The 14,329-nt window shown below is 62.8% G+C and carries 16 protein-coding genes; 9 read left to right on the forward strand and 7 right to left on the reverse strand.

Features of this window, described 5'->3' with window-relative positions:
* Window positions 1-46: 46 nt before the first annotated feature.
* Window positions 47-1,246 (reverse strand): BaiN/RdsA family NAD(P)/FAD-dependent oxidoreductase, encoded by a 1,200-nt coding sequence (locus V8J83_RS16400; RefSeq protein ID WP_339987512.1) that lies wholly within the window; start codon window positions 1,244-1,246, stop codon window positions 47-49.
* On the opposite strand from V8J83_RS16400, the gene V8J83_RS16405 reads away from it, so the two are divergent.
* Window positions 1,245-1,550 (forward strand): HNH endonuclease family protein, encoded by a 306-nt coding sequence (locus V8J83_RS16405; RefSeq protein WP_339987513.1) that lies wholly within the window; start codon window positions 1,245-1,247, stop codon window positions 1,548-1,550. The two genes, V8J83_RS16400 and V8J83_RS16405, sit on opposite strands and share 2 nt — an antisense overlap.
* A 38-nt stretch (window positions 1,551-1,588) precedes the next feature.
* Here the strand turns inward: V8J83_RS16405 and V8J83_RS16410 are convergent, their stop codons facing one another.
* Window positions 1,589-2,197 (reverse strand): enoyl-CoA hydratase/isomerase family protein, encoded by a 609-nt coding sequence (locus tag V8J83_RS16410; protein WP_339987515.1) that lies wholly within the window; start codon window positions 2,195-2,197, stop codon window positions 1,589-1,591.
* Window positions 2,194-2,946: an SDR family oxidoreductase gene (locus tag V8J83_RS16415; protein WP_339987516.1), complete on the reverse strand. Its 753-nt coding sequence runs from the start codon at window positions 2,944-2,946 to the stop codon at window positions 2,194-2,196. Before V8J83_RS16415 ends, V8J83_RS16410 begins: the two co-directional genes overlap by 4 nt.
* 184 nt (window positions 2,947-3,130) lie before the next feature.
* On the opposite strand from V8J83_RS16415, the gene V8J83_RS16420 reads away from it, so the two are divergent.
* The 3 genes from V8J83_RS16420 to V8J83_RS16430 all read left to right on the forward strand — a co-directional run bounded on the left by V8J83_RS16420 (window position 3,131) and on the right by V8J83_RS16430 (window position 6,849).
* Complete coding sequence (locus V8J83_RS16420; protein ID WP_339987517.1) at window positions 3,131-4,621, forward strand: DUF2125 domain-containing protein; 1,491 nt, start codon at window positions 3,131-3,133, stop codon at window positions 4,619-4,621.
* A gap of 115 nt (window positions 4,622-4,736) precedes the next feature.
* Window positions 4,737-6,086 (forward strand): TldD/PmbA family protein, encoded by a 1,350-nt coding sequence (locus V8J83_RS16425; protein WP_339987518.1) that lies wholly within the window; start codon window positions 4,737-4,739, stop codon window positions 6,084-6,086.
* Window positions 6,073-6,849, forward strand: a complete 777-nt coding sequence (locus V8J83_RS16430; RefSeq protein WP_339987519.1) for an inositol monophosphatase family protein — start codon at window positions 6,073-6,075, stop codon at window positions 6,847-6,849. The genes V8J83_RS16425 and V8J83_RS16430 overlap by 14 nt, the downstream gene beginning before the upstream one ends.
* Here the strand turns inward: V8J83_RS16430 and V8J83_RS16435 are convergent.
* A complete protein-coding gene (locus V8J83_RS16435; protein WP_339987520.1) occupies window positions 6,846-7,028 on the reverse strand; it encodes a hypothetical protein in 183 nt (60 codons plus the stop codon). The two genes, V8J83_RS16430 and V8J83_RS16435, sit on opposite strands and share 4 nt — an antisense overlap.
* A 476-nt stretch (window positions 7,029-7,504) precedes the next feature.
* On the opposite strand from V8J83_RS16435, the gene V8J83_RS16440 reads away from it, so the two are divergent.
* The 3 genes from V8J83_RS16440 to lpxK are packed head-to-tail and all read left to right on the forward strand — an operon-like array spanning window position 7,505 to window position 10,064.
* Window positions 7,505-7,750, forward strand: coding sequence for a DUF4170 domain-containing protein (locus V8J83_RS16440; RefSeq protein WP_339987521.1), 246 nt, complete (start codon window positions 7,505-7,507; stop codon window positions 7,748-7,750).
* A gap of 8 nt (window positions 7,751-7,758) precedes the next feature.
* Window positions 7,759-9,072: a 3-deoxy-D-manno-octulosonic acid transferase gene (locus tag V8J83_RS16445; protein ID WP_339987522.1), complete on the forward strand. Its 1,314-nt coding sequence runs from the start codon at window positions 7,759-7,761 to the stop codon at window positions 9,070-9,072.
* The gene (gene lpxK / locus V8J83_RS16450) at window positions 9,072-10,064 is read left to right on the forward strand and encodes a tetraacyldisaccharide 4'-kinase (protein ID WP_339987523.1); all 993 of its coding nucleotides are present in this window, start codon (window positions 9,072-9,074) and stop codon (window positions 10,062-10,064) included. The genes V8J83_RS16445 and lpxK overlap by 1 nt, the downstream gene beginning before the upstream one ends.
* 3 nt (window positions 10,065-10,067) lie before the next feature.
* Here the strand turns inward: lpxK and V8J83_RS16455 are convergent, their stop codons facing one another.
* Entirely contained in the window at window positions 10,068-10,754 is a 687-nt protein-coding gene (locus V8J83_RS16455; RefSeq protein ID WP_339987524.1) for a DsbA family protein, read from the reverse strand.
* Window positions 10,755-10,764: 10 nt separating this feature from the next.
* Complete coding sequence (locus V8J83_RS16460) at window positions 10,765-11,256, reverse strand: DUF721 domain-containing protein (RefSeq protein WP_339987525.1); 492 nt, start codon at window positions 11,254-11,256, stop codon at window positions 10,765-10,767.
* Between the two features lie 127 nt (window positions 11,257-11,383).
* On the opposite strand from V8J83_RS16460, the gene mutY reads away from it, so the two are divergent.
* Both mutY and V8J83_RS16470 read left to right on the forward strand, forming a co-directional pair.
* Entirely contained in the window at window positions 11,384-12,448 is a 1,065-nt protein-coding gene (gene mutY / locus V8J83_RS16465) for an A/G-specific adenine glycosylase (RefSeq protein ID WP_339987526.1), read from the forward strand.
* A gap of 29 nt (window positions 12,449-12,477) precedes the next feature.
* Complete coding sequence (locus tag V8J83_RS16470) at window positions 12,478-13,611, forward strand: alkane 1-monooxygenase (protein ID WP_339987527.1); 1,134 nt, start codon at window positions 12,478-12,480, stop codon at window positions 13,609-13,611.
* A gap of 33 nt (window positions 13,612-13,644) precedes the next feature.
* Here the strand turns inward: V8J83_RS16470 and V8J83_RS16475 are convergent, their stop codons facing one another.
* Window positions 13,645-14,274: an NAD(P)-dependent oxidoreductase gene (locus tag V8J83_RS16475; RefSeq protein ID WP_339987528.1), complete on the reverse strand. Its 630-nt coding sequence runs from the start codon at window positions 14,272-14,274 to the stop codon at window positions 13,645-13,647.
* Window positions 14,275-14,329: the final 55 nt, after the last annotated feature.

Consider the following 14,329-nt stretch of genomic DNA (forward strand, 5'->3'; position numbering starts at 1 on the left):
AACTACAGAAAAACTACAGAAAAATTCACCCCGAATTTGGACTGTTTCACGGCCTCCAACGCGCCGCGTGTTCCCCCGCCCAACGCCCCGTCGCAAGGCACGCGGAAATCAGGTAGCCGCCCGTCGGCGCCTCCCAATCCAGCATTTCACCTGCCACATGTATACCGGGCATGGCCCGAAGCATAAGGCCAGATGTGACCGCCTCCTGCATAACTCCGCCCGCCGTCGAAATCGCCTCGTCCATCGGGCGCGGGCCGCGGTGTTTGACCGGCAGCGCCTTGATAAGATCAGCCAGCGCCTCGGCATCCTCCGGCAGGGGTCGCCCGAATTCCTGCAACAACGCGCGCTTCGCCTCATCCAGCCCCAGTTTGGTCAAAGCCTTTGTAAGTGTTTGCTTTTTTGGTCGCCCCTTCAGTCGCCGGGTCAGCTCCGCCGCATCACGCCCCGGCAAAAGATCAATCGACAACCTCGCGCCGTCGCGCACCGCCGCCGAGACGGTGTAAATCCCGCCGCCTTCCAATCCGCGCGCGGACAAAATCGCCTCGCCCTTCACCGGTTTTCCATTTGCAATCAGGGCGATATTCTTCAACGGCGCGCCGAAATGCGGCGTCATATGCGCGGACCAATCCACCTCAAATCCCATATTCGCGGGCTTGAATGGAGCCATCTCGGCGCCCTTCTCCGCCAACCAATCGGCCCAGGCCCCGTCGCTTCCCAACCGCGCCCAGGACGCGCCGCCCAGTGCCAAAACCGTCACCGCCGGGTGCAGAACCCGCGCGCCATCCGGCGTCTCAAATGCCAGCCCATCGCCATCAAACCCGGTCCACCGCCAGCGCAACCGCAACTCCGCGTCAATCCGCTGCAACCACGCCCGCAGCAGCGGCGAGGCCTTCATCGCCTTGGGGAAAACGCGCCCCGTGGACCCTGTGAAAACCGGCTGTCCAAGGTCCTCGGCAAAGGCCATGATCTCCACCGGATCAAGCTTGGCGATCATCGGATAAAGCCAATCCGCCGCCGCACCATAGGCGGCGAAAAACCGGCCCAATTCCTCATCCTTCGTCAGGTTCAGACCCGACTTCCCCGCCATAAGGAACTTCCGCCCCGCCGAAGGTTTGCCCTCTACAATCAGAACCTTACGCCCAGCGTCCGCAAGCGTTTCCGCCGCCATCAGCCCCGCGGGCCCTGCGCCCACAACCAGTGCATCGACCTTGTCTTGGCGCGCGCTCACCCCATTGTTGTCATCCATGGAACCCGTCCCGATCTGCCCGCTTTGCGACCGCCCGATCCCGCCGGGCGCGCCGCAAAGCCTGCACCACCTTGTGCCGAAACTGCGCGGCGGCAAAGGCGGGCCGACGGTGCTCTTGCATCAGATCTGCCATAACGAAATTCATGCCACCCTGTCCGAGGCCGAATTGGCCCGCGTCTACAACACACCCGAGGCTTTGCGTGGCCATCCTCGGTTGGAGAAGTTCTTCGAATGGGTCCGCAAGCGCCCCCCGGATTTCCATTCCAAAACCGCCGGCGGACGCCGCGCGTGGAAAAACCGCTAGGCTGCGCGGACAGCCGCAGGTAGGAGGAGCGCCCGGGATCAGCGGACCATGGCCTTGATCGCCCGGACGTTCGCCGCATCCCCCTGCAACGCCGGTTCACACAAGCCCCGCGCCGAGGACATCAGGTTTTCCCGCGTCACGAGCCGTTCGATAAGGCCAAAATTCAGCGCCTCTTCCGCCGTCCACTTCGCCCCCGACATCAACAACATTTTCGCCCGCGCTGGCCCCACCAGAGCCGCAAGTCTTCCCGGATCAGACGGCTGCGGCAAGAACCCCAACCGCGCCACCGGATAAAAAAACGAAGCCCCCAAAACCCCCACCCGCACATCACAAGCCAGCGCCATACCAAACGCCCCACCTGCCAACGTGCCGTTGAGGGCCGCGATCGTCGGGCATTGCATAGCCGCCAGCCCGCCCGAGACGCGCTCCCACAGCGGTGATGTCGCAAGGCCCGCACGGGCTTCCTCAAGGTCGGCCCCGGCAGAAAAGACCTTCTCCCCGGCGCCGATCAGAATCAGGGCCTTGGGATCCGCGCCTTCCACCACCTCCGCCAGGTCCGACAGCATGGCCTCGGTCAACGAATTCGCCTTATCCGGGCGGTTCAACGTCACAATCAGCAGGCCGTCCTGATCGTTGACCTCGATCAAATCAGGCCCACCTTTGACCGAATGCCTTCATCCCGCAGAGAGATATCGGTGCCGAGGAATGCATCCGCCTCCGCCGTGCACATCCACGCAAGGGCCTTGGCCGGCCACTCCGGGGGCACGTGATCTTCCCACTCCAGCTGGCTGACGGGGTTGATGCCGGACGCCTTGATGTCGCGCTGCATTTGCGTGGCCACGGTCCCGGGGCTGAGGCCGAGCGCGCGGATGCCTTGATCGCCAACTTCCTTGTGCAAGCAGCGCGTCAGCATGAGCGCCGCCGCCTTCGACGAGCAATAATGCGACCAACCTTCAAGCGCATTGGTGGCCGCCCCGGACGAGATCCCGATGATCGTCCCGCCCCGCCCTGCCATCAACGGCAAGGCCGCGCGGGCCCCGTTGAAGGTGCCTTTCAGGTTGATGTCGATCACCTGTGCCCAGGCCTCTGGATCAGACGCATCAATCCGCGCGACTGGTTCAATGACGCCCGCATTGTTGATGACCACATCAAGTGCACCAAAGGTTTCGACCGCCGCGTTAAAGGCGGCCTCGACCTCCCAATAACGCGTCACATCGCAGGGCACGGCCAAGGCCGCGTCGCCGATTTCGCCGGCCAATTCGACAATCGCATCCCGCCCACGTGCCATTAAAATGACCTTGGCGCCCAGATCCGCAAATTCGCGGGCTGCAGCGGCGCCGATCCCGCGGCTCGCCCCCGTGATCGCGACAACCTTTCCCGATACGACATGAGACATCGCTATCCCCTTCTGCGTCAGTCATTTCTGTCACGCCAGACCTACCGTCCCAGCGGCGTGGGGACCAGACCCTTCGACCGCTCGCGCGCCCGGAAGCAGACTTTTCACGATCCTGACTTGACCCAACAGACGCGGAGGCCGACGCTATGGGCAGTGCTGTACCGCTGATGGAGCCGATGCCGTGATGACCCGTTTTTCATTCTCTCTTTCGACGCTCGCCCTTTTGGCGGCCACCCCGGCATTTGCCGAGACCCTCGCCGCCGACCTCTGGGCCGAATGGCAGGCACAAGCGGAATTGACCGGTCAGTCCGTGAGCGCCACGGTCACGGAAACCGAAACCGGGCTGACGCTGTCGAACTTTACAACAACAGCCGAGGAGGACGGATTTTCGACCCGAGGGGCCATTGACGAGATCGAGATGACGGAGAATTCCGATGGCACGGTGTCGGTCACCTATTCGGAGCTTTACTCCACGACCTTTACCTTCGAGGTCGACGCCGGCGACCCGCCGGCCAACATCGAACTGCAACTGCGCCACGAGGGGCTGGACCTGCAGGTGTCGGGCGAGCCCGGCAATCGCACCTATACCTATGCAGCCGACCGTCTGACGCTGACCGACGGCGCGATCTGGGGCGGCGGGGGTGAGCCACCGACCATCGATCTGGACATGGTTATCTCCGATATGGCGAGCACCTATTCGGTGACCGGCGACACCCCCGAAACCATGCGTTTTGATAGCACGGGCAGAATTGGCAGGATGCAGATGGCGCTTGAGGTCTTGCCGCCACCGGGTGAGACCGGGCGCCTGAAGATGGGGATGGTGATGGGCGCGGCGCAGGGAACGAGCGCTGGCACGTTCCTGTCGCTTGCTGCTCTGAGCGAGGCCGACGGCGCACTGCCGGACGGATTGGATTTGAACGGAACCACGTCCTACGATTCCTTCGCACTGGAGTTTGAATTCGTCGACGTCGACGAGCAATTCGCCATCACCTACACCAACGCGGGCGGGCGTCTCGGCTTTGGGATGAGCGAAACCGAAATCTCTTACGAGATCGCCGGGCAGGGAATGCAAACGCGGATTTCTGCAATGGATCTTCCGGTGCCGATTGATCTCTCGGTTGCCTCCTCCGAAGCCACAATTGCGGTCCCCTTGTCCGCGGGGGACGCGCCGCAAGATGTCATGGCGCGGATCGCATATGAGGACATAGCCCTGGGCGACAGCCTTTGGGCGATGATTGACCCAACCAACGCCATCCCGCGTGATCCTGCAAGCCTGATCCTGGATGCGACGGGGCAGGTGCAATTGTTCGTGGACCTAATCAGCATCGATCCAGAAACCATGACCGGCCCGCCTGGTGAGCTGCGCGGGCTCAGCGTCAACGAGTTGCGACTTGACGTCGGTGGAGCAGAGTTGAGCGGTACCGCAGATGTCAGTTTTGCGCCTGGCCAATTGATCCCGATGCCGGCGGGTGCTGCTGATCTGCAATTGTCCGGCGGGAATGCATTGCTCGATGCGCTGATCGCGGGCGGCATGGTGCCGGCCGAACAGGGTGCCTTCGTTCGTGGCATGGCCAATGCTTTTGCCCGGCCCGGTGCGGCTCCCGACACGCTGGAGACAAGCATAGAATTCGGTGAAGACGGCTCGATCACAGCCAACGGCATCCCGCTGCAATGACAGCAACCCCAGAGCGCCTGCGCGCGGCCCGGTTCCTTACGGATCGGGCCGTTCCACTTGCATGCCGCCGGGCCGCGCCCTAGGTCGAAGGCATCACCAGCGCCGGGGACCATCCATGAGCCATTCCGAAATCGCACCGCTGACCGAAGCGTTGCTGTCCGCCGCACAAAAAGCGGGAGCCGATGCAGCGGATGCGATCGCCATCGATGGCACGTCGATCCATATCGAGGTTCTCAACGGCGCGCTTGAGTTGGCCGAGCGATCCGAAGGGGTAGAGATTGGCTTGCGTGTCATGGTGGGCCACCGGCAGGCCTGCGTCTCTGCGTCGGATATCGAATCCAGCACGCTGACCGAGATGGCCGAACGCGCCGTCGCCATGGCGCGGCTTGCGCCGGAGGATCCGCATATCGGGCTGGCCGAACCCGACGCGCTTTCCGAGATGCGCGATGGCGATGCGCTTGATTTGGTCGACCTTGGTGAGGACCCCGATCCCGCGGCTCTGGAATCGCGCGCCCTTGAGGCAGAAGCCGCAGCCCTGGCTGTTGACGGGATTAGTCAGGTGTCCAGCGCCGGGGCTGCCTATAGCCGTCATCGCATCCATCTGGCCGCATCGAACGGCTTCGCCGGTGGCTATTCCCGCACCGATCACGGCACGTTCTGCGTGGCGATCACCGGCGAAGGCACCGGGATGGAGCGCGATCACTTTGGCGACGGGCGCAATCACCTGGACGATCTGATGCCCGCGGCAGTGGTCGGACACACCGCCGCCGAGCGCACCGTCGAACGCGCCGGTGCGCGCAAACCGCCGACCGGGGCGTTCCCGGTGGTTTACGATGAACGCGTCTCTTCGGCGCTGATCGGGCATTTGTTGTCGGCGACCAACGGCACCTCCATCGCGCGCGGATCGTCCTGGGCGCGGGACCTGTTGGGCGAGCAAGTGCTGCCTGCAGATCTGTCGCTGACCGAAGAGCCGCACCGCCCCCGGACCTCAGGCAGCCGCCCGTTTGATGCGGAGGGACTGCCGACCCGCAACCGCGCCATCGTGGAAAACGGCGTGTTGACCGGATGGACCCTCGACCTTGCCACCGGGCGCAAATTGGGGATGCCGTCCACCGGCAACGCGGGCCGCGGCACCAGCAATCCGCCATCCCCCAGCATCGGCAACGTCCGCCTGACCGCGGGCGATCTGACGCGCGGCGCGCTTTTGGCGGAGATGGGCACGGGCCTTTTGATCACGTCGATGATCGGCTCCTCGATCAACGCAACGACGGGGGATTATTCGCGCGGCGCCTCGGGCTTCTGGGTCGAGAACGGCGAAATTGCCTATCCTGTCAACGAATGCACGGTGGCGGGCAACCTCAAGGACATGCTGCGGTCCATCGTTCCGGCCAACGACGCGCGCGTGCATCTCAGCCGTGTTGTCCCCTCGTTGCTTGTCGAAGGACTGACGATTGCCGGGGCCTGAAGACGACCTGTCTCTATTGATCAACGCAGCGGAACGGGCCGGTGACATTGCTGGCCAATACTTCCAACGCAACCCACAGATCTGGGACAAGGGCGCCGAAGGGCCCGTGACTGAGGCCGATATCGCCATCGACACCATGCTGCGCGAGACCCTGCTTGGCGCGCGGCCCGATTACGGCTGGTTGTCGGAGGAAACCGAAGATGACCCCAGACGCCTATCGGCCGAAACGGTGTTCATCTGCGACCCGATCGATGGCACACGCGCTTTTATCGACGGGCAACGCAGCTTTGCGCATTCGTTATCTGTCGTGCATCGGGGGCAGGTGACGGCAGGGGTGGTATTCCTCCCGATGCGCGGCAAGCTCTACGCCGCCACGCGGGGCCATGGTGCAACGCTGAACGGCCAATCCACGCGTGTCACAGAAGCCAGCACGCCCGAACAGGCCACGTTCCTGACCACCAAGGCCAACCTCACACCGGAGCATTGGCCGCGCGGCGTACCGGATATCGGACGCGCCTACCGCCCATCGCTGGCCTATCGCATGTCGCTGGTCGGGGAAGGTCGCTTTGATGGAATGATGACGTTTCGCCCAACCTGGGAATGGGACATTGCCGCAGGCGCGCTGATCATTGAAGAGGCCGGGGGGCTGGCAACCGATAGTCGGGGGGCACCCCTTCGGTTCAACGGCCAAAGCGCGCAGGTGGACGGGGTGCTGGCCGGGGCCCCGGACGTGCACCGCGCATTGGTGGCACAGCGCGCCTAGCGGCCCGAAAGCTCGAAGACGATCACGTTGAGCGGCCCGGTGGACATCATCCGGACGGACGACAGCGCATCTTCGGCGTCTTGTGAGACGGCGTAGGCATCGGCAGAGCTGGAGAGCGTTGCAAGCACGGAGATGAGCAGAAGGGATGCCAGAAAAACAAGGGATACGCGAAGGGTCATGGCAGCTATGTCTTTTACTCGGAAATGGGATACAGGCGAAATCTTCCGCTCGTCAGCCGTACTTGCCCGTGAAAGCTACGCCTTCCCGAGCAACCGCGCGAGTAAGGGTGTCCTTACCCCGAAACTGCAAAGATCGCGGTGCACCGGAGACGCACGGCGATCAAGGGCTTAGAACGCAGGGGGTGTTAAGCGGAGCGGCCCTTTTGAGGGACAAGGGGAAGAGGGACAAAGGCCGCTCCGCTGTTGGCTGGTCGTGAAAAATCGACCGATGCCAGTTTTGGTTCAAAAAGTGTCTGTTGTTCAAAGTCGTTGTGTCTTTCGATGAGGACGGTATGCCCTGGATCATCGATCCGCGCGAGGCAGGAAAACCTGACCCTCACCCGCCGGTTTGGCACTCGACGTGGGAGGCTTGCTTGAAGCCCAAGGCTGTGCCGCTTATGGGTGCAGGCACATCCTTCAGCGACCGGAGACCTCCGATGCCCCAACGCCTGCACCTCGTATTCGGCGGCGAACTTGTCGACCCTCAGCGCACCGAGTTCGAAAACGTCGACGACATCCATATCGTCGGCATGTTCAGCGATTACGACAGCGCCTACAACGCCTGGAAATCCGAAGCGCAGCGTACGGTCGACAACGCGCATATGCGGTATTTCATCGCCCATATTCATCGCCTCCGTGATGAGGAGGCCGAAGCCTCTTCGACCGAGGAACTGGGACACTAGAGCCCGGTATGGCGCGGTCCATCTTCCTCAGCCTCTACCTCGCCTGGTCCGCACGTGGTGCCCGCGCCTTCGCGGAGCGCAAGCTGAGCGAGCGTGTTGCAGCGGGCAAGGAAGATCCCGCCCGCCTGAACGAGCGGCGCGGAATCGCAAGCCGCCCGCGCCCCGAAGGCCCGCTGATCTGGTTCCATGCGGCTTCGGTCGGGGAATCCGTCGCCATCCTTGAGCTGGTCCGCCGGGTACTGGAAGAGCGTGACGATGCCCATGTTCTAGTGACCACCGGCACCGTGACATCGGCCGAAATCATGACCGACCGCTTGCCGGGACGCGCCATCCACCACTTCGCACCGCTGGATGCCAAGACCTTCGTCACCGCTTTCCTCGACCATTGGCGCCCGGATATGGCGATCTGGACCGAGAGCGAACTTTGGCCAACCCTCGTGGTGGAAACCAGCGCGCGCGATATTCCCATGCTGCTGCTTAATGCAAGAATGTCGAAGGCCAGCCATGACAGATGGCGCTTTGCCAGAGGCGTGGTGCGCAACCTGCTTGAACGCTTCGACATGGCCTTGGTGCAAGATGAGTTGACCCAAAGCTACCTGCGCCAACTCGGTATGCCCGCCGACCGGATGCAGGTGCTCGGCACGTTGAAAGAGGGCGCCGCGGCCCTGCCATGTGACGAAGACGAGCGCGCCGAATACGCGAAATCTCTGGCCGGTCGCCCGGTCTGGCTGGCCGCATCGACCCATGAGGGCGAAGAAAAGCTGGTGCTTCAGGCGCATCGCCTTGCCATGCGCGCCTCGCCGCGTTTGTTGCTCATCCTTGTGCCGCGCCATCCCGAGCGTGGTGACGAGATCGCGACCCTCCTGCAGGAAGACGGCTGGCGTTTTACGCGCAGATCGGCGCGCGAAGGTCTCAAAGACGACGCGCAGATCTATCTTGCCGATACGATGGGCGAAATGGGTCTTTGGTACCGCCTTGCCCCAATCAGTTTCGTTGGCGGATCGCTTGTCGCCATCGGCGGGCATAATCCGTTTGAACCTGCGGCCCTTGGGTCTGCCATTCTGCACGGCCCCTATGTGACGAATTTCGTCGATATCTATCAGCGCTTGACCCAGGCCGAGGCCGCGCGCCTTGCCGCTTCTCCGGAAAAACTATCGGGCCATGTCGTTGATCTGCTCAGCCCTGAGACCGCCGCTGGCATGGCCGCAGCGGCCTGGGGTGTGATCTCGGAAGGGGCGGATGTGACGGACCGGGCACTGTCGCTCATCATGGATACCCTGGACGAGGCCGAAATCCGCGCCCTGCGCGCCGAGGTCTCCTGATGCGCGCGCCAGGCTTCTGGCATCGACCACCGGGATTGGCGGCAACATTATTGTCCCCGCTCGGCACGCTTTATGCCACAGGCACCGCCCGGCGCCTCGCTGGCGGGCCACGCGAAAAGGTCGGCGTACCGATCATCTGCGTTGGCAACATCAACGCTGGCGGAACCGGAAAGACACCAACCGTGATCGCGCTGGCTGAAATCTTTCGGAACCGGGGCATCACGGCCCATGTCGTCAGCCGCGGCTATGGCGGGCGGATCACCGAACCCACGCGGGTGGACGAACAGGGGCACAGCGCCGCGGATGTCGGAGACGAGCCGCTGCTTCTGGCCGCTTTCCTGCCGACATGGGTCGCCGAAGATCGGGCCGAAGGCGCGCGCGCGGCGGTGGGCGCGGGGGCCGAGGCGATCATCCTCGATGACGGTTTCCAGAACCCCGCGCTGCATCACGATCTGTCGATTGTGGTGGTCGACGCGTGGCGCGGGTTCGGCAACGGCAAGGTCATCCCCGCAGGCCCGTTGCGCGAGCCGGTTTCCGTTGGCATGGGCCGGGCGGATCTTTTGCTGTCGATCGGAAATGCAGCGGCGCAGTCCCGCTTTGACAGCCGTTGGAGCACTCAAGTCAACGCCCCACGTTTGCGGGGCGAGCTGACGCCACTGCCCACGGGCCTTCCGCTTGCTGGCATGCCCGTTCTCGCCTTCGCCGGCATCGGCCATCCGGAGAAGTTTTTCGCCACCCTCCGGGATCTGGGGGCCGACTTGCTGGCCACGCACGCTTTGGCCGACCATCAGCCGCTCAGTGGCGCATTGATGACACGTCTTATCCGCGACGCCGACATGCGTGGCGCGCAAGTGGTCACGACCGAAAAAGACGCCGTGCGCCTGAAACCGGAGCATCGTGCGCGGGTCATGACCGTGCCCGTGCGGTTGCAACTCAACGAAAAAGGACCGCTGGATGCGGCCCTTGATCGTGTTTTTTCGATGAACGGCTGACCGTCAGCCGGCGGCTTCAAGTTCCGCGTCGATCAGCCCGCGCAGATCATCGTAGTTCATGTTGCCGTGCAATTCGTCGTTCAACACAAAGGCCGGGGTGCCGGGTATTGCGTGGACTTCCGTATTGGCCTCGTAGGTCGCAATCATCGCCTCCGCCATGGCGGCATCCGTCATGCAGGCATCAAGCTCTTCGTTGGAAAACCCTGCCGTGCGCCCGATCCGGCGAAGGTTTTCGGCCACCTCGGCAGGCGCGCCTTGCGTCCATTCCGATTGGTTCGCGTAGATCAGATCCACGATCCCGAAGTACCGCAGCGGCCCCCCACAACGCGCGACCATGCCGGCCCATAGGCCGTACCTGTCGAAATACACCTCGCGGTAGATGAAGTTGATCAGGCCAGGCTCGATGTAATCGGCTTCAAGCTGTGGGTAGACGTTTTCGTGGAACGTCCGGCAATGTGGGCAGGTGAAGCTGGCATATTCGATCAACGTGACCGCCGCATCGGGATTGCCCTTCGACATCTCGACCACCTCCGGCAGGTCGCCGGACGCCTCTTGCGCGTTGGCGGGCTGGAACGGAAGAAGATCCGTCGCGGTTTCCATGGCCGTGGTCCCGCGCCCTTGCCAGTACAAGTAGCCACCTGCGCCCAACAGGCCGGTAGCGCCGCCCAACAACATGGCTCTGCGTTGCATCATATTCTCCTCAGGAGTTCGAAGTTGTTTGATTGCTAACTATGTTCCCGGCCAGCTTGCGCAAGGCATCCCGCAGGCCGGGGTCATCAATGGTGTCGAGCGCTTCGGTTGCCTTCGACAAGCGGGCGGGATCCGGGGCGGCGCGTTTTGTTGGCCTTTGCGCCTCGAACGCAACCTTGCCCTCGGCAAATCCCGTGGGTGCCGTCTGCGTGATCTGCACATCCTTGATCGCGGAATAGCCGTAGCAGGCGTTCACGCGCGTCACGATGACCTGCTTTTGCATCGCCAGCATCGGCGCGTGGGCCCCGGTCGTCAGGACCTGCAACGTGCCACCGAACCCACGGCCGAACTTGATCTTCACCGGCAGCGCCACATCGGCGATGTCTGGGCCCACAATCTCGGCCCAATGGGTGAGCAGCTTGGTTTCTGCAAAGCCGCGCTTTTCCGCCGGGCTGCGCAGTTCCGAACCGACCAATGTCACCGCACGCTCAAAGCCGCGCATCCGTCGGCGCGGTTTTCCTGGGCTTTGGGTCGGGCTATGCGCCATCGCAGGTTGATCCTTTCGTTATACGCACTCTATCCGTTCATGAGATGCTAACCAACACCAAGCGGCACGGGTTTGATAACGCATGCGTGAGAACACCACCGGGACCGAACTTTTGGCCTGGTATGACCAGAACGCCCGTGTCCTGCCGTGGCGAGTGCCGCCGGGATCGGATGCAACGCCGGACCCCTATCGGATCTGGATGTCGGAGATCATGCTGCAACAGACCACCGTGGCGGCGGTCAAGACGTATTTCGAACGCTTCACATCGCTTTGGCCCACGGTCGCGGACCTCGCAAGCGCCGAAGATGCGGCGGTGATGGGGGAATGGGCAGGGCTTGGGTATTATGCCCGTGCCCGCAACCTGCTTAAATGCGCCCGCGCGGTGGTGTCGGACCACGGCGGCGCATTCCCGGACACCGAAGAAGCGCTTCTGACCCTGCCCGGCATCGGCCCCTATACCGCAGCGGCCATCGCTTCTATCGCCTTCAATCGCCCTGCGCCGGTCATGGATGGCAATATCGAGCGGGTGATGTCACGGCTGTTCTGCGTGGAAACGCCCTTGCCAAAGTCAAAGCCGGTGCTCAAAGTCCACGCCACGCGCCTGACCCCGACGCACCGCCCCGGCGATCATGCGCAGGCATTGATGGATCTTGGCGCCACAATCTGCACGCCGAAATCCCCGGCCTGCGGCATTTGCCCCCTGATGGGGGCCTGCACGGCCCGCAAGGCCGGGATCGCCGCAGATCTGCCCCGGAAAATGCCCAAGAAACCCAAGCCAACACGTTTCGGTTACGTCTACCTCGCCCGCCGCGCGGACGGCGCGCTGCTGCTGGAAACCCGGCCCGGCAAGGGGCTTCTGGGTGGGATGTTGGCCCTGCCGACGTCCGACTGGTCCGACGCGCCCACCCCTGCGCCGCCAATCGATGCAGATTGGCACGACCCCAACCTGGAGGTGCGGCACACCTTCACCCACTTCCACCTCAGGCTCGCGCTGCGTCTTGCTGACCTGCCCCAAGATGCGGCACCCGAGCGCGGCACGTTCGCTCCAATGGACAAGTTTGCGCCAAGCACCCTGCCAACGGTTTTTCGCAAGGCCTTCGACCTCGGTCGTAGCGTCAACATTGACGGAGCGTCCGCGAAAGGTTGAATTTGCAACGGACCCGCAAGGACAACCTGATGACCACACCGACCGCCCTTTCAAAACTACACCGCGCCTTTCCGTTCTGGATGAGCCTGTTGTTGATCCCCCTTATCATCTTCTTGGCGCTGCAGGGGGGCTGGTGGCTGATCCTGATGCCGCTCAGCACCTGGTGGATGTTTTCGGTCCTCGATCACTTCGCCGGGCTCGACGTCGACAACGCCGACCCCAACACATCTGAGGATCAACTGTTCTGGTACAAGCTCATCACCCTGATCTGGCCCGCGCTTCAGATCGCCACGATCTTTGGGATTATCGCCTATGCCGTGCGCGCTGACCACCTGAACGGGCTGGAGCTTTGGGGCCTGTCCTTCGGTCTCGGCGTGATCAGCGGCACCATCGGCATCACCTATGCGCATGAATTGATGCACCAAAAGCCAAAGTACGAACGCTGGTTCGCCGATATATTGCTCGGCTCCGTCCTCTACGGACATTTCCGGTCGGAGCATCTGCTGGTTCACCACCGCTATATCGGCACCCGTCGCGACCCGGTCACAGCGCGCTACAACGAAGGGTTCCACCGGTTTTTCCCGCGCGTCCTGCGAGACAGCCTCCGCTCCGCCTGGGCCGCGGAAGCTGCGATGCTCGCACGCAAAGGCCTCCCCGTTTGGGACGGCTCGAACCCGTTCTGGCGTTACCTTGCGCTCCAAGCCGGATTCCTCGCGCTGGCGCTATTGATCGGTGGCTGGGTCGGCCTTCTGATGTTCGTGAACCAGGCTTTGGTCGCCATCTGGCAGTTGGAGCTTACCAACTACGTGGAGCACTACGGCCTGACCCGAAAGCACCTTGGCGGCGGTAAATACGAACATGTTCAGCCGCGTCATTCCTGGAACGCGGCGCAAAAGGCATCGAATTGGCTTCTGATCAACCTGCAGCGCCATTCCGACCACCATTACAAGCCTGACCGCCGCTTTCCCCTGCTGCAAACCTACACCGAAGACGTCGCCCCGCAGCTTCCCTACGGCTATCCGGTGATGACTGCCGTTGCGATGGTGCCGCCCTTGTGGACCCGGATGATGAATGCGCGCGTGAAGCGTTGGCGTGCAATGTATTATCCAGAGATCACCGATTGGAAGGCGTACAACAAAGGCCTGCATCCGCTTCCGCGCTGAACGCCGCCTTTGCGTGACGCCGGGAGCACCGACTTAGCGTTGCAACGCCGGGGTCTTTCCGATCATCTCCGGACCCTCTGCGGCCGTGACAAGGAAATCGGCGACGTCCGCCCGGGAGATCAAACCATTGCGCCATTCCGACTTCTCCGTCAGCACCTTGTAAGCGCCGCTCTTTCGATTGTCCGAAAGGATACCAGGACGCGCGATGGTCCAGTCGAGGTCACTCTCGCGCAGCATTTGTTCTTGCAGATCCTTGTCAGCATATGCACGCCCCAGGAACGCTTTCTGCGTCAAGCGCTCCGGTGTGGACAGCTTTTCCGCCGAATCCCCAGCGCCAAAGCCCGTCACGGTCAGCACCCGTTTCACACCTGCCTTTTCCATTTCCGCGATCAGGACCCGCGTCGCGTCCGAAAACAAAGTGGTTTTTTTCAGGACCCGCGCATCACGCGGCACCCCGAGTGTCAGGATGACTGCATCGACACCGTCGATGGCATTGAAGACATCGACCGCGTTTGTGGCGTCGCCCTCTAGAGATTCGAACCCGTCCGCTTCAAGGTCTAATCCACTGCGCGACAAGGCCCGCACGCTGTGTCCGCGCTGCAGCGCTTCGTCAACCGCTTTGCGACCGATGCCGCGGCTTGCTCCGAGAATTGCGAGTTTCATGGCGTTACCTCCTGCAACCTAAAGATAGGCGGTGGCCACAATGTTCCAACCGGGA

This window comes from Gymnodinialimonas ulvae, from assembly GCF_037543845.1.
In the GTDB taxonomy this organism is placed as follows: domain Bacteria; phylum Pseudomonadota; class Alphaproteobacteria; order Rhodobacterales; family Rhodobacteraceae; genus Gymnodinialimonas; species Gymnodinialimonas ulvae.

Coding starts and splice junctions, on each gene's coding strand:
- V8J83_RS16445 (WP_339987522.1), top strand. CDS start 7,759: ATGGCGCGGTCCATCTTCCTCAGCCTCTACCTCGCCTGGTCCGCACGT.
- V8J83_RS16400 (WP_339987512.1), bottom strand. CDS start 1,246: ATGGATGACAACAATGGGGTGAGCGCGCGCCAAGACAAGGTCGATGCA.
- V8J83_RS16425 (WP_339987518.1), top strand. CDS start 4,737: ATGAGCCATTCCGAAATCGCACCGCTGACCGAAGCGTTGCTGTCCGCC.
- V8J83_RS16470 (WP_339987527.1), top strand. CDS start 12,478: ATGACCACACCGACCGCCCTTTCAAAACTACACCGCGCCTTTCCGTTC.
- V8J83_RS16475 (WP_339987528.1), bottom strand. CDS start 14,274: ATGAAACTCGCAATTCTCGGAGCAAGCCGCGGCATCGGTCGCAAAGCG.
- V8J83_RS16460 (WP_339987525.1), bottom strand. CDS start 11,256: ATGCGCGGCTTTGAGCGTGCGGTGACATTGGTCGGTTCGGAACTGCGC.
- V8J83_RS16440 (WP_339987521.1), top strand. CDS start 7,505: ATGCCCCAACGCCTGCACCTCGTATTCGGCGGCGAACTTGTCGACCCT.
- V8J83_RS16435 (WP_339987520.1), bottom strand. CDS start 7,028: ATGACCCTTCGCGTATCCCTTGTTTTTCTGGCATCCCTTCTGCTCATC.
- lpxK (WP_339987523.1), top strand. CDS start 9,072: ATGCGCGCGCCAGGCTTCTGGCATCGACCACCGGGATTGGCGGCAACA.
- V8J83_RS16455 (WP_339987524.1), bottom strand. CDS start 10,754: ATGCAACGCAGAGCCATGTTGTTGGGCGGCGCTACCGGCCTGTTGGGC.
- V8J83_RS16405 (WP_339987513.1), top strand. CDS start 1,245: ATGGAACCCGTCCCGATCTGCCCGCTTTGCGACCGCCCGATCCCGCCG.
- mutY (WP_339987526.1), top strand. CDS start 11,384: ATGCGTGAGAACACCACCGGGACCGAACTTTTGGCCTGGTATGACCAG.
- V8J83_RS16415 (WP_339987516.1), bottom strand. CDS start 2,946: ATGTCTCATGTCGTATCGGGAAAGGTTGTCGCGATCACGGGGGCGAGC.
- V8J83_RS16420 (WP_339987517.1), top strand. CDS start 3,131: ATGACCCGTTTTTCATTCTCTCTTTCGACGCTCGCCCTTTTGGCGGCC.